At 59.3% G+C, this 26,735-nt stretch carries 29 protein-coding genes; 10 read left to right on the top strand and 19 right to left on the bottom strand.

Annotation, left to right across the window (positions count from 1 at the left end):
* Positions 1-19: 19 nt before the first annotated feature.
* Positions 20-703: a molecular chaperone gene (locus tag USG84_RS18100; protein ID WP_151412422.1), complete on the bottom strand. Its 684-nt coding sequence runs from the start codon at positions 701-703 to the stop codon at positions 20-22.
* 55 nt (positions 704-758) lie between these two features.
* Entirely contained in the window at positions 759-1,307 is a 549-nt protein-coding gene (locus USG84_RS18095; RefSeq protein ID WP_061096818.1) for a fimbrial protein, read from the bottom strand.
* Positions 1,308-1,921: 614 nt separating this feature from the next.
* Between USG84_RS18095 and USG84_RS18090 the strand changes: the two genes are divergently transcribed.
* Entirely contained in the window at positions 1,922-2,947 is a 1,026-nt protein-coding gene (locus USG84_RS18090) for a TerC/Alx family metal homeostasis membrane protein (protein WP_151412423.1), read from the top strand.
* 60 nt (positions 2,948-3,007) lie between these two features.
* Here the strand turns inward: USG84_RS18090 and USG84_RS18085 are convergent, their stop codons facing one another.
* Positions 3,008-3,670: an HAD family hydrolase gene (locus tag USG84_RS18085; protein WP_080441982.1), complete on the bottom strand. Its 663-nt coding sequence runs from the start codon at positions 3,668-3,670 to the stop codon at positions 3,008-3,010.
* A gap of 240 nt (positions 3,671-3,910) precedes the next feature.
* Between USG84_RS18085 and USG84_RS18080 the strand changes: the two genes are divergently transcribed.
* Positions 3,911-4,438 (top strand): NlpC/P60 family protein, encoded by a 528-nt coding sequence (locus USG84_RS18080; RefSeq protein ID WP_061096820.1) that lies wholly within the window; start codon positions 3,911-3,913, stop codon positions 4,436-4,438.
* A 5-nt stretch (positions 4,439-4,443) separates the two neighbouring features.
* Here USG84_RS18080 and USG84_RS18075 read toward each other — a convergent pair whose 3' ends face one another.
* Together USG84_RS18075 and USG84_RS18070 are read right to left on the bottom strand one after the other, a co-directional pair.
* The gene (locus USG84_RS18075; RefSeq protein WP_253543519.1) at positions 4,444-5,238 is read right to left on the bottom strand and encodes an SDR family NAD(P)-dependent oxidoreductase; all 795 of its coding nucleotides are present in this window, start codon (positions 5,236-5,238) and stop codon (positions 4,444-4,446) included.
* Between the two features lie 32 nt (positions 5,239-5,270).
* The gene (locus tag USG84_RS18070) at positions 5,271-6,152 is read right to left on the bottom strand and encodes a LysR family transcriptional regulator (protein ID WP_151412424.1); all 882 of its coding nucleotides are present in this window, start codon (positions 6,150-6,152) and stop codon (positions 5,271-5,273) included.
* 99 nt (positions 6,153-6,251) lie between these two features.
* Between USG84_RS18070 and USG84_RS18065 the strand changes: the two genes are divergently transcribed.
* The 8 genes from USG84_RS18065 to arnF all read left to right on the top strand — a co-directional run bounded on the left by USG84_RS18065 (position 6,252) and on the right by arnF (position 14,447).
* Positions 6,252-6,758, top strand: a complete 507-nt coding sequence (locus USG84_RS18065; RefSeq protein ID WP_061096823.1) for a phenolic acid decarboxylase — start codon at positions 6,252-6,254, stop codon at positions 6,756-6,758.
* 322 nt (positions 6,759-7,080) lie between these two features.
* A complete protein-coding gene (gene arnB, locus USG84_RS18060) occupies positions 7,081-8,220 on the top strand; it encodes a UDP-4-amino-4-deoxy-L-arabinose aminotransferase (protein WP_253543518.1) in 1,140 nt (379 codons plus the stop codon).
* A gap of 1 nt (position 8,221) precedes the next feature.
* A complete protein-coding gene (arnC, locus tag USG84_RS18055) occupies positions 8,222-9,205 on the top strand; it encodes an undecaprenyl-phosphate 4-deoxy-4-formamido-L-arabinose transferase (RefSeq protein WP_151412450.1) in 984 nt (327 codons plus the stop codon).
* Entirely contained in the window at positions 9,202-11,184 is a 1,983-nt protein-coding gene (gene arnA / locus USG84_RS18050) for a bifunctional UDP-4-amino-4-deoxy-L-arabinose formyltransferase/UDP-glucuronic acid oxidase ArnA (RefSeq protein WP_061096826.1), read from the top strand. The genes arnC and arnA overlap by 4 nt, the downstream gene beginning before the upstream one ends.
* A complete protein-coding gene (gene arnD / locus USG84_RS18045) occupies positions 11,181-12,083 on the top strand; it encodes a 4-deoxy-4-formamido-L-arabinose-phosphoundecaprenol deformylase (protein ID WP_151412425.1) in 903 nt (300 codons plus the stop codon). The genes arnA and arnD overlap by 4 nt, the downstream gene beginning before the upstream one ends.
* The gene (gene arnT, locus USG84_RS18040) at positions 12,080-13,735 is read left to right on the top strand and encodes a lipid IV(A) 4-amino-4-deoxy-L-arabinosyltransferase (protein WP_253543407.1); all 1,656 of its coding nucleotides are present in this window, start codon (positions 12,080-12,082) and stop codon (positions 13,733-13,735) included. The genes arnD and arnT overlap by 4 nt, the downstream gene beginning before the upstream one ends.
* The gene (arnE, locus tag USG84_RS18035; RefSeq protein WP_266179797.1) at positions 13,735-14,070 is read left to right on the top strand and encodes a 4-amino-4-deoxy-L-arabinose-phosphoundecaprenol flippase subunit ArnE; all 336 of its coding nucleotides are present in this window, start codon (positions 13,735-13,737) and stop codon (positions 14,068-14,070) included. Before arnT ends, arnE begins: the two co-directional genes overlap by 1 nt.
* Positions 14,067-14,447, top strand: a complete 381-nt coding sequence (gene arnF / locus USG84_RS18030; RefSeq protein WP_061096830.1) for a 4-amino-4-deoxy-L-arabinose-phosphoundecaprenol flippase subunit ArnF — start codon at positions 14,067-14,069, stop codon at positions 14,445-14,447. The genes arnE and arnF overlap by 4 nt, the downstream gene beginning before the upstream one ends.
* Here the strand turns inward: arnF and acpT are convergent.
* Genes acpT through USG84_RS17960 form a run of 14 tightly spaced genes read right to left on the bottom strand, consistent with a single transcriptional unit; the run spans position 14,404 to position 26,727 of the window.
* Entirely contained in the window at positions 14,404-15,012 is a 609-nt protein-coding gene (acpT, locus tag USG84_RS18025) for a 4'-phosphopantetheinyl transferase AcpT (protein WP_151412426.1), read from the bottom strand. The genes arnF and acpT overlap by 44 nt on opposite strands.
* Before the next feature lie 2 nt (positions 15,013-15,014).
* Positions 15,015-16,244: a beta-ketoacyl-ACP synthase gene (locus USG84_RS18020; RefSeq protein WP_061096832.1), complete on the bottom strand. Its 1,230-nt coding sequence runs from the start codon at positions 16,242-16,244 to the stop codon at positions 15,015-15,017.
* Between the two features lie 26 nt (positions 16,245-16,270).
* The gene (locus tag USG84_RS18015) at positions 16,271-16,972 is read right to left on the bottom strand and encodes a 3-ketoacyl-ACP reductase FabG2 (protein ID WP_320738409.1); all 702 of its coding nucleotides are present in this window, start codon (positions 16,970-16,972) and stop codon (positions 16,271-16,273) included.
* On the bottom strand, positions 16,969-17,442 hold the full coding sequence (locus USG84_RS18010) for a 3-hydroxy-fatty acyl-ACP dehydratase (RefSeq protein WP_253543405.1): 474 nt from the start codon (positions 17,440-17,442) through the stop codon (positions 16,969-16,971). Before USG84_RS18010 ends, USG84_RS18015 begins: the two co-directional genes overlap by 4 nt.
* Positions 17,439-18,608 (bottom strand): beta-ketoacyl-[acyl-carrier-protein] synthase family protein, encoded by a 1,170-nt coding sequence (locus tag USG84_RS18005; protein ID WP_253543404.1) that lies wholly within the window; start codon positions 18,606-18,608, stop codon positions 17,439-17,441. The genes USG84_RS18010 and USG84_RS18005 overlap by 4 nt, the downstream gene beginning before the upstream one ends.
* 1 nt (position 18,609) lies before the next feature.
* Entirely contained in the window at positions 18,610-19,188 is a 579-nt protein-coding gene (locus USG84_RS18000) for a DUF3261 domain-containing protein (protein WP_061096835.1), read from the bottom strand.
* Entirely contained in the window at positions 19,185-21,509 is a 2,325-nt protein-coding gene (locus USG84_RS17995; RefSeq protein WP_320738408.1) for an MMPL family transporter, read from the bottom strand. Before USG84_RS17995 ends, USG84_RS18000 begins: the two co-directional genes overlap by 4 nt.
* Positions 21,478-22,083 carry an outer membrane lipoprotein carrier protein LolA gene (locus USG84_RS17990; protein WP_320738407.1) on the bottom strand — a complete coding sequence of 202 codons (606 nt, stop codon included), beginning with the start codon at positions 22,081-22,083 and terminating at the stop codon, positions 21,478-21,480. The genes USG84_RS17995 and USG84_RS17990 overlap by 32 nt, the downstream gene beginning before the upstream one ends.
* Positions 22,080-22,502: an acyl-CoA thioesterase gene (locus USG84_RS17985; RefSeq protein ID WP_061096838.1), complete on the bottom strand. Its 423-nt coding sequence runs from the start codon at positions 22,500-22,502 to the stop codon at positions 22,080-22,082. Before USG84_RS17985 ends, USG84_RS17990 begins: the two co-directional genes overlap by 4 nt.
* 3 nt (positions 22,503-22,505) lie before the next feature.
* Complete coding sequence (locus USG84_RS17980) at positions 22,506-24,197, bottom strand: glycosyltransferase family 2 protein (protein WP_320738406.1); 1,692 nt, start codon at positions 24,195-24,197, stop codon at positions 22,506-22,508.
* A complete protein-coding gene (locus USG84_RS17975) occupies positions 24,188-24,541 on the bottom strand; it encodes a hydroxymyristoyl-ACP dehydratase (RefSeq protein ID WP_253543400.1) in 354 nt (117 codons plus the stop codon). The genes USG84_RS17980 and USG84_RS17975 overlap by 10 nt, the downstream gene beginning before the upstream one ends.
* Positions 24,528-25,889, bottom strand: coding sequence for an AMP-dependent synthetase (locus tag USG84_RS17970; RefSeq protein ID WP_320738405.1), 1,362 nt, complete (start codon positions 25,887-25,889; stop codon positions 24,528-24,530). Before USG84_RS17970 ends, USG84_RS17975 begins: the two co-directional genes overlap by 14 nt.
* Positions 25,882-26,469: a hypothetical protein gene (locus tag USG84_RS17965; RefSeq protein WP_320738404.1), complete on the bottom strand. Its 588-nt coding sequence runs from the start codon at positions 26,467-26,469 to the stop codon at positions 25,882-25,884. Before USG84_RS17965 ends, USG84_RS17970 begins: the two co-directional genes overlap by 8 nt.
* Positions 26,470-26,475: 6 nt before the next feature.
* Positions 26,476-26,727, bottom strand: coding sequence for an acyl carrier protein (locus USG84_RS17960; RefSeq protein ID WP_024908875.1), 252 nt, complete (start codon positions 26,725-26,727; stop codon positions 26,476-26,478).
* Positions 26,728-26,735: the final 8 nt, after the last annotated feature.

The following is a 26,735-nucleotide window of genomic DNA, read 5'->3' as shown; positions in this document are numbered from 1 at the left end:
GGTTATTATTTTAAAGTCGTTATTCTATTTTTTGTGTGATTAACGGGCTGTTGCCGCCATAATCATTGATATATTTCCATTGTACGGTCGCGTTGTTTTTTAATTGCGCGTTATTCAGCTTAAGTGCTTTGCTGGTTTTAGGTGCCAGCATGTCAATCTCAGTCCATTTTTTGTTATTGATCTTCACCTCCGCAAATGAAATGTAATAAGACGATTTATTGCTTACGATGAGTTCATTGTTTTTAACGGACCACTGAACATTCTTGCCAATGCCCCTCGTTTCATCTGCTAAATTCGCCGGGCGATAAAATAATTTGATCCGGGTGTTTACCGCTATCTGCAGTTTGTTGACATCCTCTCTTGAAGAGGACGGGATCGATTTTACGTTGAGCCAGAAAAGCGACTCACGATCCTGCGGCAACGCGGCGCCGTTATAGATAATACGTAGCGCGTTGGCTTTACCTCCATCAAGACGAAATAGCGGTGGCGTCACAATAAACGGGGCTTTGGTACCCTGTGTATCATTGCCTTGTACCCAGCTTTGTACCAGGAAAGGGTTGGCAGTATTGTTTCTGACGTTAACATTGCTCTCTTTCTTGTCGGCATTGTATACCACTCGCGTATTGGATAAGGTCACACTGGCGTGTGACAAACAAGAGCCAAAGAGCAAGGCCAGCAGCGTCAGGTAGCGTTTCCTTAACATAAAACATCCTTGCGTTCCGGGCTTTTAGTCATAGCCCGGAACTGAGTTGATTAATTTAGTTATAGATAATGGTGTAATCCGCAACAGCATTTGCTTCACCGGCGGTGACTGTAGCAGCGGTTGATTTATAACGTGCAGAATAAATCATGGAGGCGGTGCCATCGGTAATAGGGACAGATTTATTTGGATTCTCACCCAGTTTCAACAGTGTTCCATCTTCATTCAGAAATTCAATTCCCAAACCTTCTGCTGTCGCATCATCCTTTTTAAGCGCAAGCAGATCATGATTCACGGGATCGTAGGCACCACTAAATCGTGTCTTGGCTGCTGTAAGGGCGGTTTGACAATTAGAGAGATCTATTTGGATTCGGTGAGCACCTGCAACATCACCAATCTGCTTAAATGCAGAAGAAGAAATAGTGCCCATTTGGATCGTTGGGTTACCACCCTGACCGTTAATATCGACATCACAGGTGCTCTCGGTAATAGTGCCCGTGAAATTGATTTGCCCTGCACCCTTACCAGGAACTGCATCTGCCGCATGGCTGGAAGGGCTGGCAGCGGCAGCCAATAATAATCCCATGGCAATGACGGATTTATTCATCTTTAAACTATTCCTTAGTGTGTAAATGTTAGAACATTATTATTTCAGAGTTGTAACTCAACAGAGTTATTGCGTCCGCGATGCGGATATTCCGTTAATGCGAAAAGTTAACGCGGGTATTCATCATTGCTTACCAGTACGTATGAACAATTTCCATCGCCAGAAGTCTGAATATATGTCGTAATCAGGTTAACAAGAGCTTAAAAAAAATAAAGTGAGAACGCTGTGATTTGTCTTTTGTTCATTTAAAATCAGTGAGTTACGATTTTCTTATCAGAGTTTAATCAGCATTTCTTTCTGAGAATTTTACGGCTTATTTACTACTCGCTGAATATCGGGTGATGCTCTGCTGATAAAACTCTCAGAATAATGAAAGAATAATTGGCCTTTATGAGAGGTATGAAAGGGATGCATGTTAATACAGGACTTAATGCCGTTGCGCTACGCGTTTTTAACCCCTTCACCCTCAGGCAAATTTAACATCACATTTACATTGCCGGGCTGGCGCGAAGAAGTGTTATTATTATTCTCTTGCCCGGTGATACGGGCGTTTTCATCTTTTTGTTGCAAACGTTGTCTCTGCCAGCGCGCAGATGAATGTTAAGGATAGATTCATGGCTTCTGCTCATCTCGGTTTCCCGACTGAAACCGTTGTTGTCTTTGTGGTGATGGCCGTTGGGGCGATGTTTATCGACCTCTTCATGCACCGTCACGATAAACCTGTTTCGCTGAAAAGTGCGTCCATGTGGTCCGTTTTCTGGTTCTCGATGGCGATGGCCTTCGCCGGGTTTCTGTACATCCACCACGGCGCCGAGATGGCGAGCCTGTTCCTCACCGGTTACGCGCTGGAAGAGGTGCTCTCCATCGATAACCTGTTCGTGATGATGGCGATCTTCGCCTGGTTCGGCGTGCCGGATAAGTACCGTCACCGCGTGCTCTACTGGGGCGTGCTGGGGGCGATTGTTTTCCGCGGTATTTTCGTGGCGATCGGCACCAGCCTGCTGAGCCTGGGGCCGTATGTTGAGGTGATTTTCGCGCTGGTCGTCGGCTGGACGGCGGTGATGATGCTCAGACGCAATGAAGAGAGCGACGAAGTGGAAGATTACTCGGGTCACCTTGCCTATCGCCTGGTGAAACGCTTTTACCCCGTCTGGCCGAAAATCAGCAGCCACGCGTTTATCCTGACGCAGAAAGAGGTGGATGCGGAGCTGGAGAAGCCGGAAAACCAGGACGTAACGGTTGGCCGCGTGAAGAAGGCGAAACGCTATGCAACGCCGCTGCTGCTCTGCGTGGCGGTGGTAGAACTCTCTGACGTGATGTTCGCGTTTGACTCCGTACCGGCCATCATCGCCGTGAGCCGCGAACCGCTGATTATCTACAGCGCCATGATGTTCGCCATTCTCGGCCTGCGTACCCTCTACTTTGTGCTCGAAGCGCTTAAGCAGTATCTGGTGCACCTGGAGAAAGCGGTGGTGCTGCTACTGTTCTTCGTGGCGTTCAAGCTGGGTCTGAATGCGACCGATCACTTCTGGCACCACGGTTATAGCATTGGCGCGACGGCCAGCCTGTTTGTGGTCTTGGGCGTGCTGGCGCTGGGGATTATCGCGAGCGTAATGTTCCCGGGGAAACGTGAAGCCTGATGTACCGTTTTTCGCCCTCCCCCACAGGGAGAGGGCCGGGCTGAGGGCATCAGGCCGCACTTAACCCTTAATCGGTGAATTCCGGCGCTTGCGCGGATGATGGAAGTGCCGCCAGTGCGGATCCTGCGCCGCGGCCAGCAGTTCGTGGTCGCCGCGGGTGTCTCCCCAGGCGCGCAGATGATAGTCGTTCAGATCGCCATATACCTTCTCCAGCCTCGCCACTTTCTGGGCGCAGCGGCAGTTATTGCCCGTAATGCGTCCCGTCAGCTTGCCGTCCTTCACTTCCAGCTGCGTGCCAATCAGCTTAATGCCGAGCTTGTCCGCCCACGGCTGGAGCACCAGCGCCGGCGACGCAGAGCAGATAGTCACTTCCGCTCCGGAATTCACCTCAGCCGCCACCGCCAAAACCCCTTCGGGGCGCATCAGCTTGTTCCAGTATTTTTCGCAAAAGGCTTCCGCCTGCTGGCGTAGCCAGCGTTCGTCCACGCCCGTCAGGAACGTTTTAATCAGCACTTCCTTCAGCTCATCACGCGTCAGCTTGCGGCGCACGCAGTGAAGCGTGGGCAGCGCCATGCGCACCAGACGACCGGCAAAGTAGCGTTTCCCAAATGCAAAACGCAGGAAAGGGATAAAGCTGTCGTGGTGCGTGAGCGTTCCGTCAAAGTCAAAGACAGAGAGCACGCTGGATTTAGCCACCGTCTCGTCGGCAATCATATTGGTCATAAATACGTCTTAGCTGAATTACACATTCTGTCGATCAGTTTACCTGCTTTATCTGAACAGTCCTTACATCACCACCCTTTTTTTTCTCAATCTTGCGATCTGAAAGTGAGTCCAATTTTGGCCTCAATAAGGGTTGGTGAAAAAATGAGCTGTCTATATTATCGCCACATCGAAAGATATTTCGGGGGAACGTTGGCCCCCACAGGTAAGGAAAAATTCACTCTTAGCTCCTGTTTAGATATGACATTCAGATCGCTTATTTCAATCCTCACGTTAAGTTTTGCTTCGTTTTCCGCGCTGAGTTTTCAGCTGCCCGCCTCCATGATCTCGGTGAGGAGTGGCTTTGCGGAATCGCCGGTAAAGTCGGCCCTGCTTCACCAGGAGACGGGCCCACTCCGCTCCCGGATACTGGATCAATACCAGAAATGGAAAGGGACTCACTATCAGTGGGGCGGCACCACGCACCGCGGAGTGGATTGCTCCGCGCTCATGCAGCATCTGTTCAGCGATGCGGCGCACCTTCACTTACCGCGCACGACGAGCGAGCAGATCCATCGCGGCGTTCGGGTGGCGCAATACCGTCTGAAGGCGGGAGATTTGGTCTTCTTCCAGACGGGCCCGAACCGCAAGCACGTCGGCGTTTATATTGGTAACAGCCAGTTTATTCACGCCTCCAGCAGCCAGGGCGTGACGGTCTCAACCCTGACTGATGACTACTGGCAGGATCGCTACATTACCGCCCGTCGTGTCGCGGGCAGCGCCGCCTGACGACGTTAAATAATGTCATCCACCACGCCACCATCGACGCGCAATGCCGCGCCCGAGGTGGCGGAGGCCTGCGCTGAACAGACATAAATCACCATATTAGCCACCTCTTCAACCGTGGCGGCGCGCTGGATAACCGAGCTGGGGCGGTTGGCCATGACAAATTCTTTCGCCAGCTGCTCCAGCGATTTACCGGTTCTCTCGATCTCATCTTTCATCATTTCAGCGAAACCGTCCGACATCGTCGGGCCCGGCAGCACGCTGTTCACCGTCACGCCGCTTCCCGCCACGAACTTCGCCAGCCCGCGCGCCAGCGAGAGCTGGGCCGTTTTGGTCACCCCGTAGTGGATCATGTCTGCCGGGATATTGCAGGCTGACTCGGAGGAGATAAACACCACGCGGCCCCAGCCTTTTTTCACCATGCCCGGCAGCAGGGCGCGGGAGAGGCGCACGCCGGACATCACGTTGGTCTGCCAGTAGCGCTCCCAGGTTTCATCGTCGGTGCCATAGAAATCCTGCGGGCCGTAAATCCCGGCGTTGTTCACCAGAATATCGACGTCGCTCGCGACCTTCAGCAGCGATTCAACCCCTTCCGCGGTGCTGAGATCGGCAATGGCGGCACGCACCTGCACGCCAGGCACAACCTGCTGCAGCTGCTGAATACCTTTGTTCACCGAGTCGGTGCTGCGGCCATTAACGATCACTTCCGCGCCGCTTTCTGCCAGGCCTCTGGCAATGGCGAACCCGATCCCGCCGGTTGAGGCGGTGACCAGGGCCACTTTCCCCGCAAAGTCGATTTTCATCATCAGCTCCTTATCGTTTTAACGTTCGGACCTTAAAGCGTAGCAGGTGATGATGACGGCTCCTGGCTAAAAAGGGCCAGCAGGGTTTCAACCTGCTCATCCAGCGGGGCGAGGGTGCGTTTCACGATCAGATGCAGCGGCGTGGCCCGACGCACGCCGTGGCTCAGCGGGAGGATTTTCAGTACGCCTTGCTCCAGCTGGGGCTGAATGCGTTCCTCCGGCAGCCAGCCGTAGCCGACCTGCGAGACGACCGCCTCTATGGCAGCGTCGATGGTCGAGAACGTCCACGACTCGCCGACCGCCCGCGCGGCGTTCTGGCTGTCCGCAATCTGGATAAGCGGCCACGGGCGCAGCATCTCATCATTCAGCGGCGCGTCGAGGCTAAAGAGGGGATGCTGGTGATGCGCCACGGCGACAAAGTCGATATTCATCAGCCATTCGCCGAGCCCGGTAATGTCCTGGCGGCGGGTTAAAACCATCACATCGGCCTCGTTGTTCATGGCATCGGCGCGGGTATTTTCCAGCACCTCCGTGAGGCGGACCTGAGTTTGCGGATACTGCTGCTGGAACTGACGCAGAATGGCGAACAGGCGGCGGCGCGGGAAAATCGAGTCCACCACCAGGTCCAGCCGCGTGCGCATCCCGTTACGTAGGGTCGCCGCGCGCGTCTCGACGTACGAAAATGCTTTCAGCAGCGGTTTCACCTGGCCGAGAAGCTGTTCTCCAGCCGGGGTCAATACCGCCCGTCGCCCCTCCGGCGCCAGCAGCGCCACGCCCAGCCGCTCCTGCAGCAGCGACAGGTTATAGCTCACCGAGGACTGGCTGCGGTGGGTTTCTTCCGCGGCTTTGGCAAAGCTGCCCGCGTCAACCACTTTTTCCAGTAAAGCCCACTGTTCCAGCGTCGTCTTGTGCATAATTTATCTAAAATTTGGATGAATTTGATTAAAAAATAGCGTTATTCATTCATTTTTTGAAGGCTTAAGATCGTCTCATCAAAACGAAGGAGACATCTTATGAACACATTCGACAAACACGACCTAAGCGGCTTCGTTGGTAAACATCTGGTATATACCTACGATAACGGCTGGAATTACGAAATTTACATCAAAAATGAAAACACCATCGACTACCGTATTCACAGCGGCCTGGTGGGCAATCGCTGGGTGAAAGATCAGCGGGTGTATATCGTTCGCGTCGGTGAAAGCATCTATAAAATTTCCTGGACCGAGCCAACCGGCACCGACGTCAGCCTGATTGCGAACCTGGGCGATCGGCTGTTCCACGGCACCATCTTCTTCCCACGTTGGGTCATGAATAACCCGGAAAAAACCGTCTGCTTCCAGAACGATCATATTCCGCTGATGAACAGCTATCGCGACGCTGGCCCGACCTATCCAACGGAAGTGATTGATGAATTCGCAACAATCACCTTTGTACGCGACTGTGGTGCCAACGATGAAAGCGTGATTGCCTGCGCGGCCAGCGAGTTACCGGAAAACTTTCCAGATAACTTAAAATAAGCGCGACAATTAACTAAAAAGAAAAGTTCCCGGTTATTTCTTCTTTTTCAGAAATAACCGGGATTTTTTTTGTTTGTTTATGTTTGGTTTAAAATAATGACGAAGAAAATTGAATTAGATCACGAAATAAATAATTCATAATTAGTTAAGTATTTGTTTATAAATGAATTGATATTGATTTCGTTACATCTGGAATACGCATCTTAATTTTTCCCTAAGAAATGAACGATACCTTGATATGAGTTTATGGTTCGTTGAAATAAACGAACAGGCAATTGGTTAATATCAAGCGCGTGCCATTCTTATTGCAAGGAAATTAATGATGAGTGATTTTTTGCCTTTTTCCCGCCCGTCGATGGGTAATGAGGAATTAGCGGCGTTGCAGGAGGTTTTAACCTCCGGCTGGATCACCACCGGGCCTAAAAATCAGGAACTTGAAGCGGCATTTTGTCAGCTGACGGGGAACCAGAACGCGATTGCCGTCTGCTCGGCGACGGCGGGCATGCACGTCACGCTGATGGCGCTGGATATTGGCCCGGGCGATGAGGTCATTACCCCCTCCCAGACCTGGGTCTCCACGCTGAATATGATCGTGCTGCTGGGCGCCACGCCGGTCATGATCGATGTGGACAAAGAGACATTGATGGTGACGCCGGAAGCAATTGAAGCCGCCATTACCCCGCGTACCAAAGCGATTATTCCCGTGCATTACGCCGGCGCGCCGTGTGATATCGACGCCATTCATGCCGTCGGCGAGCGTCACGGTATTCCGGTGATTGAAGACGCGGCCCATGCCGCCGGAACGTACTACAAGAACCGTCACGTGGGCTGGAAAGGCACGGCGATTTTTTCCTTCCACGCCATTAAAAACATGACCTGTGCGGAAGGCGGTTTAGTCGTCACGGATAACGCCCGGCTTGCCGCGCGGATCCGCAGCCTGAAGTTCCACGGCCTGGGCGTGGATGCCTATGACCGCCAGACGCACGGCCGTGCGCCGCAGGCCGAAGTGATCTCGCCGGGGTATAAATACAACCTGGCGGATATCAACGCCGCGCTGGCGCTGGTGCAGCTGGGCAAGCTGAAAGAGGCCAACACGCGCCGCCAGGAGATTGCGCAGCGCTACCTGCGCGAACTTGCCGATACGCCGTTCCAGCCGCTGAGCATTCCGGCATGGCCGCACGTTCACGCCTGGCACCTGTTTATTATTCGCGTTGATGAAGCTCGCTGCGGGATCTCACGCGACGGCCTGATGGCGGCGCTGAAGGAGCAAGGCATCGGTACCGGCCTGCATTTCCGCGCGGCACACACCCAAAAATACTACCGCGAGCGTTTTCCTGATGTATCGCTCCCGAATTCGGAATGGAATAGCGCGCGTATTTGTTCTCTCCCACTTTTCCCGGACATGACTCATGACGACACAACCCGCGTCATTACCGCGCTCCATCAGCTTGCAGGACATTGATATGTTCAGCGCACCGCCTGTACAAAAAGTTTCCGTGGTCATCCCTGTTTATAACGAGCAGGAGAGCCTGCCCGAGTTGATCCGCCGCACCACGGCTGCCTGCGACACGCTGGGCAAAGCCTATGAAATTCTGCTGGTGGACGACGGCAGCAGCGATGATTCCGCGCTGATGTTGACCGAAGCCGCCCAGGCCGAAGGCAGCCATATTGTCGCCGTGCTGCTCAACCGTAACTACGGCCAGCACTCCGCCATTATGGCCGGGTTCAGCCACGTGACGGGCGATCTGATTATCACCCTGGACGCGGATCTGCAAAACCCGCCTGAGGAGATCCCGCGCCTGGTCGCCAAAGCCGATGAAGGCTATGACGTGGTCGGCACGGTGCGCCAGAACCGTCAGGACAGCCTGTTCCGCAAGCTGGCCTCGCGCACCATCAACCGTCTTATTCAGCGCACCACCGGCAAAGCGATGGGCGATTACGGCTGCATGCTGCGCGCCTACCGCCGCCATATTGTCGACGCCATGCTGCACTGCCATGAGCGCAGCACCTTTATTCCGATCCTCGCCAACACCTTTGCCCGCAAGGCAACGGAAATTCCGGTCCTGCACGCCGAGCGCGAGCACGGGGAATCGAAGTACAGCTTTATGCGTCTCATCAACCTGATGTACGACCTCATCACCTGCCTGACCACCACGCCGCTGCGCCTGCTGAGCGTGTTCGGCAGCGTCATCGCCCTGGCCGGTTTTACGCTGTCCGTCCTGCTGGTGGTGCTGCGGCTGGTCTTTGGCCCGCAGTGGGCGGCGGAAGGGGTCTTTATGCTTTTTGCCGTGCTGTTTATGTTCATCGGCGCCCAGTTCGTCGGAATGGGCCTGCTCGGTGAATACATTGGCCGTATCTATAACGATGTTCGCGCACGTCCGCGCTACTTTATTCAACGTGTTGTCCGTCAGGAACACAAAGCATCTCAAGAGGAAAACCACCCATGAAAGCCGTTGTATTTGCCTATCACGATATGGGGTGCGCGGGCACGCTGGCCCTGCTGGACGCGGGCTATGACATTGCTGCAATCTTTACCCATCCGGACGCGGCAGGAGAAAATCACTTTTTCGGCTCCGTGGCGCGTATCGCCGCCGAGCGCGGTATTCCGGTTTATGCCCCGGACGACGTCAACCACCCGCTGTGGGTGGATCGCATCCGCGCGCTGGCGCCTGATGTCATCTTCTCGTTCTACTATCGCAACCTGATCTGCGACGAGATCTTAGGCCTGGCCGCAAAAGGGGCGTTTAACCTTCACGGCTCTCTGCTGCCCGCCTACCGTGGCCGCGCGCCGCTGAACTGGGTGCTGGTCAACGGCGAAACGGAAACGGGCGTGACGCTGCACCGCATGGTGCGCCGCGCGGATGCCGGAGCCATCGTCGCCCAGCAGCGCGTGGCAATCGACGCGGATGAAACCGCGCTTGAGCTGCATCATAAACTCTGCACCGCGGCGCAAAGCCTGCTGCGTGACGCGCTGCCAGCCATCCTCAACGGCACCTTCAGCGAGACCGAGCAGGACGAAAGCAAGGCCAGCTGCTTTGGCCGCCGCGCGCCGGAAGATGGTCGCCTGGACTGGAATAAACCCGCCCGCCAGCTGCACAACCTGGTGCGCGCCGTGACCGACCCGTGGCCGGGCGCTTACAGCTTTGCGGGCGTCAGCAAATTTATCGTCTGGAAATCTCGCGTGCGTGACGATATCCCGGCCGCTAAGCCGGGCACCGTCGTCTCCGTCTCCCCGCTGGTGGTGAGCTGCGGCGAGCAGGCGCTGGAGATCGTCACCGGGCAGACCGACAACGGCCTGTACGTTCAGGGCACGCAGCTGGCGCAGTCTCTGGGGCTGGTGGCCGGGGCGCTGATCACCAGCGCGCCGGTGGTGGCCATCAAGCGCCGCACCCGCGTGCTGATCCTCGGCGTGAACGGCTTTATCGGGAACCACCTGACCGAACGTCTGCTCAAAGACGATAACTACGAGATTTACGGTCTGGATATCGGCTCTGACGCCATCAGCCGTTTCCTCAACAACCCGCGCTTCCACTTTGTGGAAGGGGATATCAGCATCCACTCCGAGTGGATCGAATATCACATTAAAAAATGCGACGTGGTGCTGCCGCTGGTCGCCATCGCCACGCCAATCGAGTACACCCGTAACCCGCTGCGCGTGTTCGAGCTGGATTTCGAAGAGAACCTGAAGATCATCCGCGACTGCGTGAAATACGACAAGCGCATCATCTTCCCGTCCACCTCTGAAGTGTACGGCATGTGTACCGACAAAAACTTCGATGAAGATGCCTCCAGCCTGGTGGTCGGGCCGATCAACAAGCAGCGCTGGATCTACTCCGTCTCCAAGCAGCTGCTGGACCGCGTGATTTGGGCCTACGGCGAGAAGGAAGGTCTGCGCTTTACCCTGTTCCGTCCGTTCAACTGGATGGGCCCGCGTCTGGATAACCTGAACGCGGCGCGTATCGGCAGCTCCCGCGCGATCACCCAGCTGATCCTGAACCTGGTGGAAGGCTCGCCTATCAAGCTGATTGAAGGCGGTAGCCAGAAACGCTGCTTTACGGATATCAGCGACGGTATCGAGGCCCTGTTCCGCATCATCGAGAACAAAGATAACCGCTGCAACGGTGAGATCATCAACATCGGTAACCCGGAAAACGAGGCGAGCATTCGCGAGCTGGCAGAGATGCTGCTGGCAAGCTTTGAGCGCCATCCGCTGCGCGATCGCTTCCCGCCGTTCGCCGGTTTCCGCGAAGTGGAAAGCAGCAGCTACTATGGTAAGGGCTACCAGGACGTCGAGCACCGTAAGCCAAGCATCCGCAACGCGAAGCGCTGCCTGAACTGGACGCCGACGGTGAAGATGGAGCAGACCATTGACGAGACGCTCGACTTCTTCCTGCGCACCGTGGAGCTGTCGGAACAGGCCTCATGAAAAAAGTCGGTTTACGCATTGATGTCGACACCTTCAGGGGAACGCGTGACGGCATGCCCAGGCTGCTGGAACTGCTGAGCAGGCACGGCGTGCGCGCCAGCATTTTCTTCAGCGTGGGGCCTGACAACATGGGACGCCATTTGTGGCGTCTGGTTAAACCGGCATTTCTGTTCAAAATGCTGCGCTCGCGCGCGGCATCCCTCTACGGCTGGGATATTTTGCTGGCCGGCACCGCCTGGCCCGGCAGACGCATCGGCGCGGGTAATGAAGACATTATCCGCGCGGCGGCGCAGCATCATGAGATTGGCCTGCATGCCTGGGACCACCATGCCTGGCAGGCCTGGGCGGGCGTCTGGGATATCCCGCGCCTGTCCCGTGAGGTTGAACGTGGAATGCTGGAGCTTGAGGCCATCATCGGCCAGCCCGTGCGCTGCTCCGCCGTGGCGGGATGGCGTGCCGACCAGCGGGTGGTCAAAGCCAAAGAGCATTTCGCGTTTCGCTACAACAGCGACTGTCGCGGAACCGGGCCGTTTTTGCCGCTGTTGGGCGAACTTCGCTACGGTACGGTGCAAATCCCGGTCACGCTTCCCACGTGGGATGAGGTGGTGGGGCGCGAGGTGAAGGCGGAAGCATTTAATCGCTACATTCTGGACCGCATCCATCGTGACGCCGGAACGCCGGTCTATACCATCCATGCAGAAGTGGAAGGGATTGCGTACCAGCATGATTTCGATGCGCTGCTGACGATGGCCGCTCAGGAGGGCATTGCGTTCTGCCCGTTGAGCGAGCTGTTGCCGGACGACCTCAGCACCCTGCCCGTGGGCAAAGTTGTCCGTAGTGAACTGGCTGGCCGGGAAGGCTGGCTTGGCTATCAACAAACCGTGAGTTCGGTCCCATGAAAACAGCCCGTTATGGCGTAGCGCTTTTCGCACTGTTTATCGTTTATTACTTCATTCCGGTCGATATCCGCCTGCTGTGGCAGCCTGATGAAACGCGCTATGCGGAAATCAGCCGCGAAATGCTGGCATCGGGGGACTGGGTTGTCCCGCATTTCCTGGGGCTGCGCTACTTTGAAAAGCCGATCGCCGGCTACTGGATCAACACTATCGGACAATGGCTGTTCGGGCACACGAACTTTGCCGTACGCGCCGGGTCGATCTTCTCCACCGGGCTGGCGGCGCTGCTGGTTATCTGGATGGCCTGGCGTCTCTGGCGGGATAAGCGTACGGCCATTTTCTCCGGCCTTATCTTCCTGACCCTGTTCCTGGTGTATGGCATCGGCACCTATGCGGTGCTGGATCCCATCGTCACCCTGTGGCTGGTGGCGGCGATGTGCAGCTTCTGGCTCGCCTCACAGGCGCACACCGTGGCCGGAAAAGCGGGCGGCTATGTGCTGCTTGGGCTGGCCTGCGGCATGGGGGTAATGACCAAAGGCTTTCTGGCGCTGGCGGTACCGGTGATTGGCGTGCTGCCATGGGTCATCGCCCAGAAGCGCTGGAAAGAGGTGCTGATTTTTGGCTGGCTCGCGGTCCTGAGCTGCGTGCTGATTGTTCTGCCGTGGGGGCTGGCCATTGCGCACCGCGAGCCTGATTTCTGGCGCTATTTCTTCTGGGTTGAGCATATTCAGCGTTTTGCCCAGAGTGACGCGCAGCACAAGGCACCGTTCTGGTATTACCTGCCGTTCCTTCTCGCGGGCAGCCTGCCGTGGCTGGCGCTGCTGCCAGGCGCGCTGCGTCTCGGCTGGAATGACAGACAAAACGCGGGCGGCGGGTTCTACCTGCTGGGATGGGTGGTAATGCCGCTGCTGTTCTTCAGCATCGCCAAAGGCAAGCTGCCGACCTATATCCTGCCCTGTTTTGCCCCGCTGGCTATCCTGATGGCGCGCTATGCCTGCCTCGCGGCAGAAAAAGGGGCCAGAGCGTTGCGCATTAACGGCGGGATTAACCTGGCGTTTGGTGCAATCGGCGTGGTGGCGGCGCTGGCGGTCTCGCCGTGGGGGCTGGCTAAGCATCCGGTCTGGACGTCGGTTGAACTGTATAAAGTCTTCTGTGCGGTGGTGGCGTTCCTCATCTGGGGCGCGTTAGGCTGGTTTACGCTGCGGCAGAGCCAGCGGCGCTGGTGGCTGGCGGCGCTGTGTCCTGCGGGCCTGGCGTTGCTGATTGGTTTTGCCATTCCGAACCTGGTGGTGGATTCCAAACAGCCGCAGTCGCTGGTGGATACCGTGCGCGAGCCGCTTCAGGGCAGCCGCTTTGTGCTGACCAATAACGTTGGCGTGGCCGCGGGCCTGGCGTGGGAGCTGAAGCGCAGCGACATCACGCTGTTTGCTCAGAGCGGCGAGCTGCGCTACGGGCTGAATTATCCCGATGCGAAAGATCGCTTTGTCAGTGAAGACGACTTCGCGCAGTGGCTGGCAACGCATCGTAAGCAGGGAAGCGTGTCGCTGGTGATGCTGCTGTCTAAACGTGACGATATTTCAGAGGCGAATTTACCGCAGCCGGACAATCTCTATATCCAGGGGCGTCTGGCCCTGCTGGAGTATCTGCCGAAGTGATGGCCTGGACCTGGCTGATACTGGCAAGCCTGCTGAGCTGCGCGGGACAGCTGTGCCAGAAACAGGCTACCCGTCCGGCGAAGGACGGGCGGCGTGGCGCGCACGTCATGCTGTGGCTTGGCCTGGCAATGCTGGCGCTGGGCTGCGGGATGCTGGTCTGGCTGGCGGTGCTGCAGCGCCTGCCCGTCGGCGTGGCTTACCCTATGCTGAGCCTCAATTTTGTCTGGGTGACGCTGGCGGCGAAGCTCTTCTGGCGCGAGCACGTTGCTGCGCACCACTGGCTGGGGGTCGGGTTCATCATCATGGGGATTATCGTGCTGGGAGGAAGCCTGTGAAAGGCGCGTTCTGGGCGTTATGCAGCGTGCTGTTAGTCAGCGCCGCGCAGCTGTTGCTGCGCGATGCCATGCAGGCCCTGCCGCCTGTCAGCGATCTTCTGACGTTTATCTCCGCGCTGTGGCACGTCTCGTCCGGCACGGGCGCGCTGCTGCTGGGGTTGACGGGATACGTGGCCTCCATGGGCTGCTGGTATCTGGCGCTGCACCGCATGGCGCTCAGCAAAGCGTACGCCTTGCTGAGCCTCAGCTATATCCTGGTGTGGGGCGCGGCAATCCTGCTGCCCGGCTGGGGGGAGCGCTTCTCCTGGCACGGGCTGGCGGGCGTCGGGTTGATTATGCTGGGTGTGCTGGTGATTTTCCTGCCCCGACGTGAATAATCGACTCGGTGGTCAGGGTATACGGTGTGGGTGTACAAACGGCCAGGCTCAGTGAACCGAGCTGTAGCTGGCTGACCGAGTGCGACTGCGCCGTGCTGTCGATGCTGACAATCTGCCAGGCGCTGCCGCCGCGCTGCTTCACAATTGCTTCTTTACGCGTCCAGATACGCCAGAAGGCAGAAAGCTGTTCCTCGGGCGCTTCACGCTCCAGCTCGTCATGCTCTGTCAGGCTGAAAACGGCGTTGGCCAGCGCCTGCCAGTTCTGACGGGGGCGAATCACTTCGATATCGCAGCCCACTTCGCCTTCATCGCTCATCAGCAGGGCGATATCATCACCGCTATGGCTCAGGTTGAACCACAGCGGATCCCCCTTTGCAAAAGCCGGTTTCCCCTGCTCGCCGTAAATGATGTCGGGGAGCGGAGTGGGGGATAACGTTCTGGCGAGCAGCGTCCGGCCAGCCAGCCAGGAGGCCTGTCGGGCACCCTGAGGTGCCCTGTCTGCGAGCGTTGACGCCAGCGGGTCCGCGCAAAGGGTGGAAATTTTTCCCAGTACAAACCGGTACATAGTTACGCCCAGCGTTTAATGATAATCGAGGTATTGATGCCGCCAAACGCGAAGTTATTGCTCTGCAGATACTCGCAGTCAATCTGACGGGCTTCTCCCATAATATAATCTAAAGCCCCGCATTGCTCATCCGGCTGCGTTAAATTGAGCGTCGGGGCAAACCAGCCTTCGCGCATCATCTGCAGGCTCATCCACGCTTCCAGCGCGCCGCAGGCCCCCAGCGTGTGGCCAAAATAGCTCTTCAGCGAAGAAACCGGCACGCTGTCACCGTAGATGGCGGCCGTCGCCTGGCTTTCGGCGATATCGCCGCGGTCGGTGGCGGTACCGTGCGCGGAGATATACCCCATATCCCTTGCGCTTAACCCCGCCATCGCCAGCGACTGCTCCATGCAAATCTGCATCGTGTCACGCTGCGGCTGGGTGATATGGGCCGCGTCGCAGTTGGTGGCGAAGCCCACGATCTCACCGTAGATGGTGGCCCCGCGCGCTCTGGCGTGCTCCAGCTCCTCCAGAATCAGGGTGCCTGCGCCTTCCCCAATCACCAGACCATCGCGCTGCGTATCAAACGGCGACGGGGTGGTTTTGGGTTCGTCGTTGCGCTGGCTGGTGGCAAACAGCGTGTCAAACACCGCCGCTTCAGATGGACAAAGCTCTTCCGCGCCCCCCGCGACCATAACGGTCTGATACCCGTGGCGAATCGCCTCCCAGGCGTAGCCAATCGCCTGGCTGCCGGAGGTACAGGCGCTTGACGTCGGGATCACGCGGCCGCGCAACCCAAAGAACAGGCCGGTATTCACCGCCGTGGTGTGCGGCATCATCTGGACGTAGGTTGTCCCGGTGATGTTATTAGTGTGCTTTTCGGTAAGCATGGTCGCGAATTCGCTGACCGGGCCGGTGCTGCCTGTTGAAGAACCGTAGGCGATACCGGTTTGCCCGTTGGTGAGCACCGCTTCGCCAATCAGCCCAGCCTGCTCCAAAGCCAACTCGGTGGCACGGGTCGACATCAGCGACACGCGGCCCATGGCGCGGATGCGCTTGCGGGTATAGTGTTCCGGCAGCGCGAAATCGTCGATCGGCGCGCCCAGCAGGGTGTGCAGGCCATCGTACACCTGCCATTCCGGCATTTTACGCACGGCGTTTTCATACGCCAGCAGCCGGCTGGAAACGGAGTGCCAGTTCTCGCCAAAGGCGGTCACGCCGCCCATGCCCGTAATCACCACGCGACGCGTCATAGCATGCCTCCGTTAATCGAAATGACCTAGCGGGTCACGTAGCCCGCGATATCCGACATCAGATAGCTTGCCAGCCCGGCAACCTCCTCGGCCTGGCCCATACGTTTCATTGGGATGATGGACATCGCTTCTTTGAGCGCGGCTTCCTCCATCTCAATCATGCCGGTATCAATCAGCCCTGGCGCAATGCAGTTCACGGTGATTTTGCGTTTTGCCAGCTCGATCGCCAGCGCTTTGGTGGCGCCGATAATGCCCGCTTTGGCCGCGCTGTAGTTCACCTGGCCGCGGTTGCCCATCACGCCGGAGACGGAGGATAAGGTAATAATGCGCCCGCCTTGACGGGTGCCGATCATGGGCATAATGCAGGGGTGAATGACGTTGTAAAAGCTGTCGAGATTGGTGTGGATCACGCTGTCCCAGTCGTCTTCACTCAGCGCCGGAAAGGCGCCGTCGCGGGTAATTCCGGCGTTGCTGACCACGCCATACCATGCGCCATGGGTTTCGATCTCCTGCTCCAGCACCTCGCGGCACTGCTCGCGGTTGCCCACGTCAAACGAGAGTAAACGGCCGCTGCCGCCCGCCTGGGTGATGGCGTCCAGCGTCTCCTGCGCGCCTGCGGCATCACGATGGTAATGCACGCCGACGGTGAACCCGTCAGCGGCAAGCTGGCGGGCGATGGCGCGACCAATGCCTTTGCTGGCCCCTGTGACCAGTACGGAACGACTCATGCGTGGGATCCCTGATTAAAAAGCGATGTTAATTCTTCTGCACTCGGCTGGAAGGTGTTGACCCGGCCCGTGGCCAGCGTCTCTTCACCTGCGCAAATCGTGCATTCAAAACTGCCGAAGCGTTCGTCCTGCATCAGCAGCTTAACGGTAATGTCCAGCGTTAAGCCGTTGGCGAAACGCCCGCTGGCGCAGACCAGCTCGCGCGCGCCGAGCACCATGCCCAGCGCGATATGTTCCTGCCCCTGCTGCTGACGATGCCAGCCCGACCAGACGCCAACGGTCTGCGCCATCAGCTCGAGCGCGTACCAGCCCGGCAGGTCGCCATCGGCATTGAGAAACGGCGCCAGCACGCTTTGCCTGTCAACCGCCACGCGGCAGACCGCCATGTCATCCGTTACATTCTCAACGGACCCCAGCAGCATCATGGGCGCATCGTGCGGCAAATAGGCTTCGGGTGATAGATAGCTCATGACGCTCTCCCCAGCAGAATGCTGGCGTTGTTGCCGCCAAACGCGAACGAGTTAGATAAAATGACCGGCTTTTTCAGGGCGGCGCGCTGGTGCAGCAGGCCGCACGGCGCCAGCGTCTCGTCCGGAGCGTAGCGGGAAAAATCCTGCGGCGGCAAGGGCAGATCGCGCGTCAGGATAAGCCAGCTCAAAGCCGCTTCGGTAATGCCGGCAGCGCCCAGCGTGTGGCCGGTAAGATGTTTGGTTGAACTGCACGGCACGCTTTCCCCGAAGAGATCGTGAACCACCTGTGATTCAATCTGATCGTTGAGCGGCGTGGCCGTGCCGTGCAGGTTGATATAGCCGATGTCGTCCGGCTGCATGCCCGCTTCGCTGAGCGCCTGAGTGATAGCCCTTATCGCCCCTTCGCCCTGAGGATGCGGGGCGGAAATATGGTACGCATCGCTGGATTCGCCCGTCCCGAGCAGCGCCACGTCCGCGGGTTCCCGGCTCAATACCATCAGCGCCGCCGCTTCACCGATGGTGATCCCCCGGCGGTCCCGGCCAAACGGCTCGCAGAGCGTGGGGGAGAAGGATTCAAGGCTGTTAAAGCCGTTCACGGGCATCCGGCTCAGGGTATCGGCCCCGCCGACAATGGCGATATCCACCAGCCCGGCTTCGATCAGACGTTTGCCGCCGATCATCGCCCGCGCGCTGGAGGAGCAGGCGGTGGAGATCGTATAGGCCGGGCCTTCAAGCTGCAGCCAGTTGGCGAGAAAGCGGGACGGATCGCCCAGCTCCTGCTGCGGATACTGCCAGCGCGTGCTGGTCTCGCCGTCCGTCATGCGCCTAACGTGCTCATCGCCTTCGTCCAGCCCGGAGGTGCTGGTTCCCATCACCACGGCCACGCGGTCGCGGCCAACGCGGGCGATGGCCTCGTCGACGGCGGGCTGAATCTGCGCCAGCGCGGCCAGCAGCAGCTGGTTGTTGCGGGTGCGGTGTGCAGAGAAGGTGTCCGGGATGAGCGGCAGCTCGCCTTCCACGCCGCCCAGTACCGCTTCGGGTATTCCCTGCAACCAGCCGGTCCGGGCGTGCATGCCCGGCGCCACGCCCGCAGCCAGGTTGGCGGCAATCTCATCAGGCGAGTTGCCCAGCGCGTTGACCATGCCAACAGCGGAAATATAGATCATCTCAGTCACCCAGATATTGAATGGTGATGTGGTATTTAAAGACGTGCTGCTCGATGCTTATCGGCTCGCGCTTGCCCTTGCGCTGGAGGTAGACAATCTCCGTCACCAGCTTGCCGCTGGCGTTGCGCAGCTCGCGCCGATCGCCATTGTCCTTCAGCGTCCAGCCCTTCGGCAACTGCGGCTGCCAGGCGCTAATCGGCCAGTGGCTGAGCATCACGTCGGCCAGCACCTGGCTGGCGGGCGGCAGCTGCGGCACGACGATGGACTGCTCGGTATGAATACCGCTCTCGTCGTACGTTGCCAGGAACAGACGGATCCCCACGGAGGAGAGGCCGGCCAGCGTGACCTTATGCGCATCCGCGTTGAGCATCACCAGCAGGGACTGCGTTTGCCCGTTAAAGCTGCCGGTCAGCAACTGCTGGGAGCTTACCGCCGGGCTGATGCCGGGCGGCGGAAGCGTGACTTTGGTGCCCGGCTGGAGCCAGGCCTGAGGCCGCGTCTCTTGGGTATCGGTCGAATGGCTGCAGCCTGCCAGCAGCAGCGCCGCGGCCAGCGCGACGGCGCGATAAACAGCGTTCATTTACGTTTTCTCTCTTTCTTATCCGGCATCGCCAGCGGGGCCAGCAGGAAGGCGGTGAAAATACCGCTCACCAGCACAATACCAAAGCTGCTGATGGCCTGGGTGGCGCTGAAGACGAGCATGCCCAGCGTCAGCAGGGTGGTCATCATCGCCAGGGTAATCGCCAGCATCGAGGTCAGCGGCGTACCGCGCGGGTTGCTGAAGAACAGCGTGTAGTTAATGCCAATGCCGAGCACCAGCACCAGCGCCAGCAGTGAGAACAGATTCACCGGGTGGCCCGTTGCGGCCAGGGCCGCCAGCCCGCAGCTCAGCGACAGCGCGGACGGCACCAGGCTTATCAGCCCTTTACGCCAGCCGAGGCGCAGCATTGCCCCGCAGGCAATCACCGCCAGTGCCGCAAACAGGAGCCCCGTCAGCAGCGTGCGGTAGAGGGCAAACAGGCTGTCAAAGCTGGCTTTGCGGTCCACCCAGACGACGCCGTTATGGCGCGCGGCCAGCTCACCGAGCGCCGCGCTGTTTTTTGCGCCGTCCACCGGCACGAGCACGCCGCTTTCCCCGTCGGGCAAAGTTAGCCAGAGCAGACGCCAGCCTTCGCTGGCCGGGCTGTTAAGCCACGCGTCCACGCTGACCGGCATGGCCTCCAGATTCGGGGATACGGCGTTGAGCCCTGCGCTTTTCAGCACGTCCGTCACCGCCGGCGCGGCGTTCCGCAGCAGCGTAAGGTCGCTTTTCTGGCGGGCCAGCGAGTTCAGCGGCAGGGTGCGCCAGCGGGCAATCTCTCCCGCTTTTTGCGCCTCGGCCAGCGCCGGGGTAAAGGCCTCCAGCCGCTCCAGCGTTTGCTGGGGCGAAGCGCCGTGCACCACAAACCATTTCTGATCGACGCTTTGGCCGGTCAGGGCGGTAATGGCTTTCTCCTGCACCAGAATATCTTTCGGCAGCGCCTGCAGCTGGGCGATGTCGTCGTCCACCCTCAGGGTGCTCATTCCCACGGCGGAGAGCAGCGCCAGCGCGACGGGCAGGCCAACGGACAGTTTTTTACTGCGTCGCCAGGCGGCCAGCCAGCGCAGCATCAGGACCATAAAGGGAACCGGGCGCACCGGCAAACCCCGGCACAGCCACGGATGCCAGAAAATCACCGTCAGGCAGGAGGCGCTCAGCCCTACGGCGGCAAATACCGCCATCTGGCGGATCCCGGGGAAGGGAGCCAGCATCATAATCAGGTAGGCGGCGACGGTCGTCAGCAGCGCCAGCAGCAGCGCATTGCGCACTTTGGCCAGGCTTTGCCAGGGGGAGAACTCCGCGCCGTGGACCATCCGTTCGGTCAGGTAGTAAAGCGTGTAGTCTGCCGAAATACCGATGATGCTCATGCTCATCACCAGCGTCATCAGGTGCAGTTCGCCAAAGAGCAGCAGCGTCACCGCCGTGCCCGCCAGCGCGCCGATGGCAATCGAGAGCACGCTCAGCAGCAGCGGGCGCAGAGAGCGGAACACCGCCACGATCAGCAGGAACACCCCAAGCAGAGTGGCGATGCCCAGCGTCGAGACGTCGCGCTTGGCCTGCTGGCTGGCGTAATCGCTGTAGAACACGGTTCCGCGGGAAAGCAGCTGCGCCTGCGGGTAGCGCGCTTTCAGCGTCTGTTGCAGCGCGTTAAGCGTCGTCACGAGCCGGTGGGTCTGCTGCATATCAAACGACGAGCCCGCCAGCTCGCCGTGCAGCAGATACCAGTAGTTTCCCGCCCCATCTTGCGTGACCAGCCAGCCGTCCATCAGCCGCAGCTTCTGGCCGTTTTGCGCCAGGGCGAGCTGCGAGCCGCGCATCAGCATCAGCGGATCGTTTTGCAGCTCTTTGCCGCTGACGCCGGAGAAGGTGGAGTAGAGCTGGGATAAAATCCACTGCGCCTGCGCTTCTCCGCCGTTTTGCAGACGGGCGCGGGTGGCCGGGTCAATCAGCCCGTTGCGGTGCTGCCAGAAGAATTCTCCCCAGGCCTTTTGCCCGGCGGCGTCCATCGGGCCCTTAACCTCGCGGAGCGAGTCGCTGCTGTGCAGCAGTTCAAGCCACTGCTGCGCCACGCGCGGATCCGGCTCTTTGCCGGGGCTGACCAGCCAGACCAGCTGGCGGTCGAGGCGCTGCATAAACCCGTCGTTGAGCGCCGGCGGGATCGCCCCCAGCGTCTGCTTCGGCAGCATGGCCAGCACGCTGCTGTTCAGCCGCGCGCCGGGCAGCAGCGACAGCAGCACGCCCAGCATAATCAGGCATACCGTGGCCCACAGCAGCGCCGGGCGCAGGGATTTACGGTGCGGCAAAGCGTTGGCGTTCGTCATCGGTCAGGGTGGCGGGCGTCAGTTGGTGGTTTGAAAGGGAGATATCAGTACGGTCGCCCTGCTTATCGTTCAGGCGAATCGTCTCCAGATAGGTCGCGCCGCCCAGATCGAGGGTGGCGAAAATCTTGTCCAGCGGCGTCGTTTTTGGGGTAAGCACCAGCGACCAGCGGCCCGCGCCCAGGTCTTTAAAATCGATGCGGAAGTTCTCTTCCAGCACCTTGCGATCGGCCTGGAACAGGGCCCGCAGCAGGTGGTTGAACTGGAACATCTGCGGATTATTGTCGGCGGTGATGGTCTGCGGCGGCTGGCCGTTGATCGCCTGAACCATCCGCTTGTCGTCCAGCAGCAGCGTCATCGGAAACGGCGCTTTTTGATCCCACAGCAGGCCGCTGTCGCGGGCGATCAGCATCTCGCCCTGCGAGCGCAGCGGCTGCGGCATATCTTTTATCGTGCGGACCTGTTCGAAGTGCGCGCGCACCACGGGCTGCTCGGTGAAGCGCTGCTGCAGCTCATCCAGCGTCACGGCGCTGACCAGCGGGCTGACGATCAGCGCCAGCAAAGGCAACCATTTCATGGCGTAACTCCCATTCGTTCAAACAGTATTGCCGGGCTGACAAAGCACATTTCGCGGGTGGCTTCTTCCACCGCCACCTGGATGGTGTATCCGGTGGTGGTGCGTTTGCCGGTCTGCGCATCGAAAATTTGATAGGCAATGCGCAGGCGGTTTTCATACTCTTCAATCTGCGCGCGGACGCGAATGCGCTGCTCAAAGGTCACCGCATCGCGGTATTTCACCCGGGTGTCGACAACGGGCCAGACGTAGCCGGAGGCCTTCATCTGGCGATAGCCATAGTCAAACTGATTGAGCAGCGCCTCGCGGGCGATCTCAAAGTAGCGGAAATAGTTGCCGTGCCAGACCACGCCCATCATATCGACGTCGTGGAACGGAACGGTGATCTCAACTTCAGTCGTAAAGCGGGGATCGGTCAGCACCCTTTACTCCTTCTCTCTGGACTCTGGCAGATGCCAGAAATCGAAAAAATTAAACCAGTCGAGCGGCGACATCAGGGCGTAATGCTCCAGCCGCTGCGCGTAGCGATCGACGGTAGCCTGCAGCGCCTGCTGGCGTTCCCCGCGCGGCAGGATCAGCGGGTCGGCAAACGGCTCGCTGTGCAGGACAAGCTTACCCTGCTGGCGCAGGGCGAAGATCAACACCACCGGGCAGCGCAGGATGGAGGCCAGGATAAACGGCCCCTGAGGGAACGGCGCGGGCTGGCCCATGAACCGGCTCCAGATCACCCGCCACTCGCCGCCACGCTGCGGATTGACCGCGATGCGGTCGCCCACAATGGCGACCCATTCTCCGCGCTCAAGCTTCTCTTTGATGGCAATCGCGGTGTCCGGGCCGATGTCGGTGACCGACATCAAATTCACGCCCGCCTGGGGCGCCATTTCGCTCATTATCTGCTTAAAGCGCCGGGCGTTCTCGCTGAAGACCAGGGCGTTGATGGTTTTGCTGCCGTCCAGCTGGGCCAGCGCCCGGCAGGCCTCTACGTCGCCAAGATGGGAGGCCAGCAGCAGCTTGCCCTGCGGCGCCTCGATATTAAGCGTTTCGCTCGCGCCGGGGGCAAAGACCACGTCGCGCGTAAACTTCAGCTCGCCGCGCCAGCTGGCGACTTTGTCCAGCATCGCGTTGCCGAAGCGCATGAAATGGAAAAAGCTGTTGAACCGTGCTGGAACGGGCAGGTTCCGCTGCATCAGCACCTGCTTCACGCGTGCAATCCACTGCCGCGAAGCCTGCCGCGCCGGACGCGCGATAAGCCAGTAGACGCCGATCACTGGCCACAGCAGCACGGTAAACGCCCGCCGCCCCAGCAGCTGCCAGACGCGCAGCATCAGGCGCATGCCCCACAGGCCTTTAACCTCGTCCTGCTGCGCCCAGTGCTGGCCGCGTCGACGGAAGAGCAGGCCGGGAATGCGGGGCAGCATGCCGAAGAACAGCCGGGTATGCATCAGGGAGATCCGCACGTTATCTTTTAACGCGTCGAAGTGGGACAGCCCGTCCTGCGGATAGGTCACGCGGGTGGGCAGAAAGACGCTGGTGTTGCCCTGCCAGTAGAGACGAACCATCACTTCGGTATCAAAATCCATCCGTTTACCGAGCGTTTTACGCGCGGCGAGCCGCAGCGTGGGCGAGACCGGGTAGACCCGAAAGCCGCACATGCTGTCTTTCAGCTGCAGGGATAAGGTTTCAATCCATACCCAGACGTGGGTGACCCAGCGCCCGTAGAGCCGCGAGCGCGGGATGGAGTCATCGTAAACAGGCTGGCCGGAAATCAGCGCGTCCGGGTGGCGCTCCGCCAGCGCCAGCAGTTTGGGGATATCTTCGATGGCGTGCTGGCCGTCCGCGTCCACCTGCAGGGCGTGGGTGTAGCCCGCGCGCGCGCACTCCTCCAGCCCCCTGATGACAGCCGCACCTTTTCCGGCGTTTTGCGCCAGACGGACCAGCGTCATCTGCGGCTGCTCCGCCGCCAGCCGCTCAAGCTCCTGGCGGGTGGCGGTTTCGCTGCCGTCATCCACCACCAGGCACGGCAGGCCAAACGGCGCGAGACGCGACAGCACGCTGGCCATCGTGGCGCCGTGGTTGTAGCACGGGATCAGCACGCAGGGGCGGAAGGTTACTGACATAGACGAATTTTCCCGCTGCTGGCGGTATGGCGTTCAGCCCCGTCATGACGCAGGTAGCTGAAGGTCAGCATTTTGCGCCCGGCATGCCACTCAAGCACCAGCGTCACCGTGGTTTCCGGCAGCAGAGGCGCCTGGAACTTCACGTTTTGAATGCTGTGAAAGCGGTAGCCCGGCGCCAGTAGCGTCGTGGCGTAGTGCATCACCCAGTCAAGCTGCGCAACGCCGGGCAGCAGCGGCTGTACGGCAAAATGGCCCTGAAACCAGAACAGAGAGGCGTCGAGATGCAACACGATCTCCAGCTTCTCCGGCTGTGCCTGATGGCGCTCGATTTCATGAATTTTCATGAAATAACTCCTCTAACTGCGCATAGACACGCTTGTTCATACTGTTTACCGGCATCTCATCAACAACGCGCCAGTAGCGCGGCACGGCGACCGGCTCAAGCCACGGCAGCAGGGCGCGACGCCAGGCGAACTCCTGCGCTTTTTTATCCTGCATATACCCGCGCTGACGAACCGCCTCATCCAGCACCAGCAGTGCGCCAATCCCCTGGCGGCCCCCGCGCGTAACCGGCAGCGCCGCCGCCTCGCAAACACCGTCGAGCTCCAGCAGGCGACGTTCTATTTCGTTAAGCGAGATGCGTTTTTCTTCAATTTTAACCACCCGCCCGCGGCGACCGGCAATGCTGAAAAGCCCCGCGCTGTCGAAGTGGAGGATATCGTCGAGCTGAAGTCCCTCTGGCTCGTGGATCAGCGGCGACGTGACGCGACACGCTTCACCTTCCTGACAGAAGCTTACGCCGGGGAAGGGCAGCCACGGCAGGTTATCTTCCACGCGATGGCGCCAGGCGAGGATCCCGGTTTCGGTGCTGCCATAAATTTCGTCCGGCCAGATGTGAAGCCAGCCAACCGTGGTGGAGACGTCACGCCAGGGCAGCATTCCGCCCGCGGAAATCAGCACCCTGACGGGCGGCGCGGCCAGCTCGGTATCGAGGCGCTTCAGGAACGCCGGGCTGCTGATGAACAGGTAATGCCTGTCATGAGGAAGGGCGGCCAGCTGCTCTGCGTAGTAGAGCATCGCGGCGTGCAGCGGCAGGCCCATCGCCATCGGCAATACGATGCGAAATGTCAGGCCATAGAGATGCTGCGGGACGACGGAGGCCACAACGCTACAGCCGGCCAGGCGCGCGCCGAAGCGGTCAGCCAGCAGACGGGCTTCGCGATCCAGGCTGACGATGTGCTTAACCACCCGGCGCGGCGTTCCCGTGGAGCCGGAGGTGAACAGCTCTACGAAGCGGCTTTCGTCAATCTCCGGCAGGGGAGCCCAGCGGGCGATCGTCTGATGGCGGGAGGCCACCACAATCAGCTTCCCGTCAATATCGAGGTGCCGATCGCTCAGGACGCCGCTAAACAGATACTGCTGCTCCTCAAGCAGCGAAACGCGGCTATGGCCGGGAATGACCGGCGTTTTACCCGCATGCAGCGAGGCCAGCAGCGCCACGATAAACAGGTAGCTGTTTTCAAAGCACAGCGCCCAGCGCTCGCCTTCCTGCTGACGCAGGGTGTCGACCAGTAGCGTCACGTCGTGGCGCAGCTGGCCCAGCGTCCAGGTACGATCGTCAAGCCAGGCGACGGGCGTGTCGTCTGGGCGGGGCGCGTTTAACCACTGGCCCAGCGGAAGGGGGTTAGTCATTCTGCATCTCTTTTTTTATCACCCGCTGACGCACCAGCCACTCCGTCGCCATCAGCGTCCCCATCAGGATGTAGGCCACCATGCCGTTCCACAGCGTCCACAGATGCATGTCGCCGTGCAGGACGGTAAACAGCGCCATCGCCCCGTTGCCGATGAAAAAGCCGCACCAGACGAGGGTCACCCTGCGGGTATAGCGCACGCCCTCCGGGGGCAAATTAGGCTCACGCAGGCGCGCCAGGCGTTCGACCAGCGGCATCGCTGTCCAGAGCGAACCGCCGAACACGGCCAGCATCACAAGATTAACGACCACAGGGTAGAACAGCAGCCACTGGTGGGTTTTCAGCAGGTAGCTTGCCGCGCAGAGCGCGATTCCCGCCAGCGCCACGCACTGCACCACATACCGCATCGGGCCGGTATTTCGCCGCGCCTGACGCAGCCGCAGCAGCAACAGTAGCGCCATCACGGGCAGCAGCCACGGCAGGCTGTTATGCGTCAGCCCAAATCCAATCAGGAAGGGCCACGCCAGCAGCATCAGCCCCGTCAGGAGTGGGATGACCGGGAACGTCCGTCCACCACGCACGGTGTCTTACTCTTCGCGCAGCAGCTGTTCGACGGCGTCTACCACATCCTGAACGGTACGAACCGATTTGAAGGTTTCCGGCTTGATTTTCTTACCGGTTTTCTTCTGGAGATGGACAATCATGTCCACCGCGTCAATGCTGTCCAGCTCCAGGTCTTCGTACAGACGGGCTTCGGGGGTAATGTCCTGCGGGTCGATTTCAAAGAGCTTGGTCAGAAGGCCGCAGACTTCCTGATAAATGGTTTCTTGTTCAGTCATAGTTCACA

Origin of the sequence: Enterobacter sp. 168J2, assembly GCF_034107265.1 — a bacterium.
GTDB classification, from domain to species: Bacteria; Pseudomonadota; Gammaproteobacteria; order Enterobacterales; family Enterobacteriaceae; genus Enterobacter; species Enterobacter nematophilus.
Note: the sequence above shows the minus strand (reverse complement) of the source record. Positions and strands in the feature narration are given on the sequence as shown.

Coding starts and splice junctions, on each gene's coding strand:
- USG84_RS18100 (WP_151412422.1), bottom strand. CDS start 703: ATGTTAAGGAAACGCTACCTGACGCTGCTGGCCTTGCTCTTTGGCTCT.
- USG84_RS18095 (WP_061096818.1), bottom strand. CDS start 1,307: ATGAATAAATCCGTCATTGCCATGGGATTATTATTGGCTGCCGCTGCC.
- USG84_RS18090 (WP_151412423.1), top strand. CDS start 1,922: ATGGCTTCTGCTCATCTCGGTTTCCCGACTGAAACCGTTGTTGTCTTT.
- USG84_RS18085 (WP_080441982.1), bottom strand. CDS start 3,670: ATGACCAATATGATTGCCGACGAGACGGTGGCTAAATCCAGCGTGCTC.
- USG84_RS18080 (WP_061096820.1), top strand. CDS start 3,911: ATGACATTCAGATCGCTTATTTCAATCCTCACGTTAAGTTTTGCTTCG.
- USG84_RS18075 (WP_253543519.1), bottom strand. CDS start 5,238: ATGAAAATCGACTTTGCGGGGAAAGTGGCCCTGGTCACCGCCTCAACC.
- USG84_RS18070 (WP_151412424.1), bottom strand. CDS start 6,152: ATGCACAAGACGACGCTGGAACAGTGGGCTTTACTGGAAAAAGTGGTT.
- USG84_RS18065 (WP_061096823.1), top strand. CDS start 6,252: ATGAACACATTCGACAAACACGACCTAAGCGGCTTCGTTGGTAAACAT.
- arnB (WP_253543518.1), top strand. CDS start 7,081: ATGAGTGATTTTTTGCCTTTTTCCCGCCCGTCGATGGGTAATGAGGAA.
- arnC (WP_151412450.1), top strand. CDS start 8,222: ATGTTCAGCGCACCGCCTGTACAAAAAGTTTCCGTGGTCATCCCTGTT.
- arnA (WP_061096826.1), top strand. CDS start 9,202: ATGAAAGCCGTTGTATTTGCCTATCACGATATGGGGTGCGCGGGCACG.
- arnD (WP_151412425.1), top strand. CDS start 11,181: ATGAAAAAAGTCGGTTTACGCATTGATGTCGACACCTTCAGGGGAACG.
- arnT (WP_253543407.1), top strand. CDS start 12,080: ATGAAAACAGCCCGTTATGGCGTAGCGCTTTTCGCACTGTTTATCGTT.
- arnE (WP_266179797.1), top strand. CDS start 13,735: ATGGCCTGGACCTGGCTGATACTGGCAAGCCTGCTGAGCTGCGCGGGA.
- acpT (WP_151412426.1), bottom strand. CDS start 15,012: ATGTACCGGTTTGTACTGGGAAAAATTTCCACCCTTTGCGCGGACCCG.
- USG84_RS18020 (WP_061096832.1), bottom strand. CDS start 16,244: ATGACGCGTCGCGTGGTGATTACGGGCATGGGCGGCGTGACCGCCTTT.
- USG84_RS18015 (WP_320738409.1), bottom strand. CDS start 16,972: ATGAGTCGTTCCGTACTGGTCACAGGGGCCAGCAAAGGCATTGGTCGC.
- USG84_RS18010 (WP_253543405.1), bottom strand. CDS start 17,442: ATGAGCTATCTATCACCCGAAGCCTATTTGCCGCACGATGCGCCCATG.
- USG84_RS18005 (WP_253543404.1), bottom strand. CDS start 18,608: ATGATCTATATTTCCGCTGTTGGCATGGTCAACGCGCTGGGCAACTCG.
- USG84_RS18000 (WP_061096835.1), bottom strand. CDS start 19,188: ATGAACGCTGTTTATCGCGCCGTCGCGCTGGCCGCGGCGCTGCTGCTG.
- USG84_RS17995 (WP_320738408.1), bottom strand. CDS start 21,509: ATGACGAACGCCAACGCTTTGCCGCACCGTAAATCCCTGCGCCCGGCG.
- USG84_RS17990 (WP_320738407.1), bottom strand. CDS start 22,083: ATGAAATGGTTGCCTTTGCTGGCGCTGATCGTCAGCCCGCTGGTCAGC.
- USG84_RS17980 (WP_320738406.1), bottom strand. CDS start 24,197: ATGTCAGTAACCTTCCGCCCCTGCGTGCTGATCCCGTGCTACAACCAC.
- USG84_RS17975 (WP_253543400.1), bottom strand. CDS start 24,541: ATGAAAATTCATGAAATCGAGCGCCATCAGGCACAGCCGGAGAAGCTG.
- USG84_RS17970 (WP_320738405.1), bottom strand. CDS start 25,889: ATGACTAACCCCCTTCCGCTGGGCCAGTGGTTAAACGCGCCCCGCCCA.
- USG84_RS17960 (WP_024908875.1), bottom strand. CDS start 26,727: ATGACTGAACAAGAAACCATTTATCAGGAAGTCTGCGGCCTTCTGACC.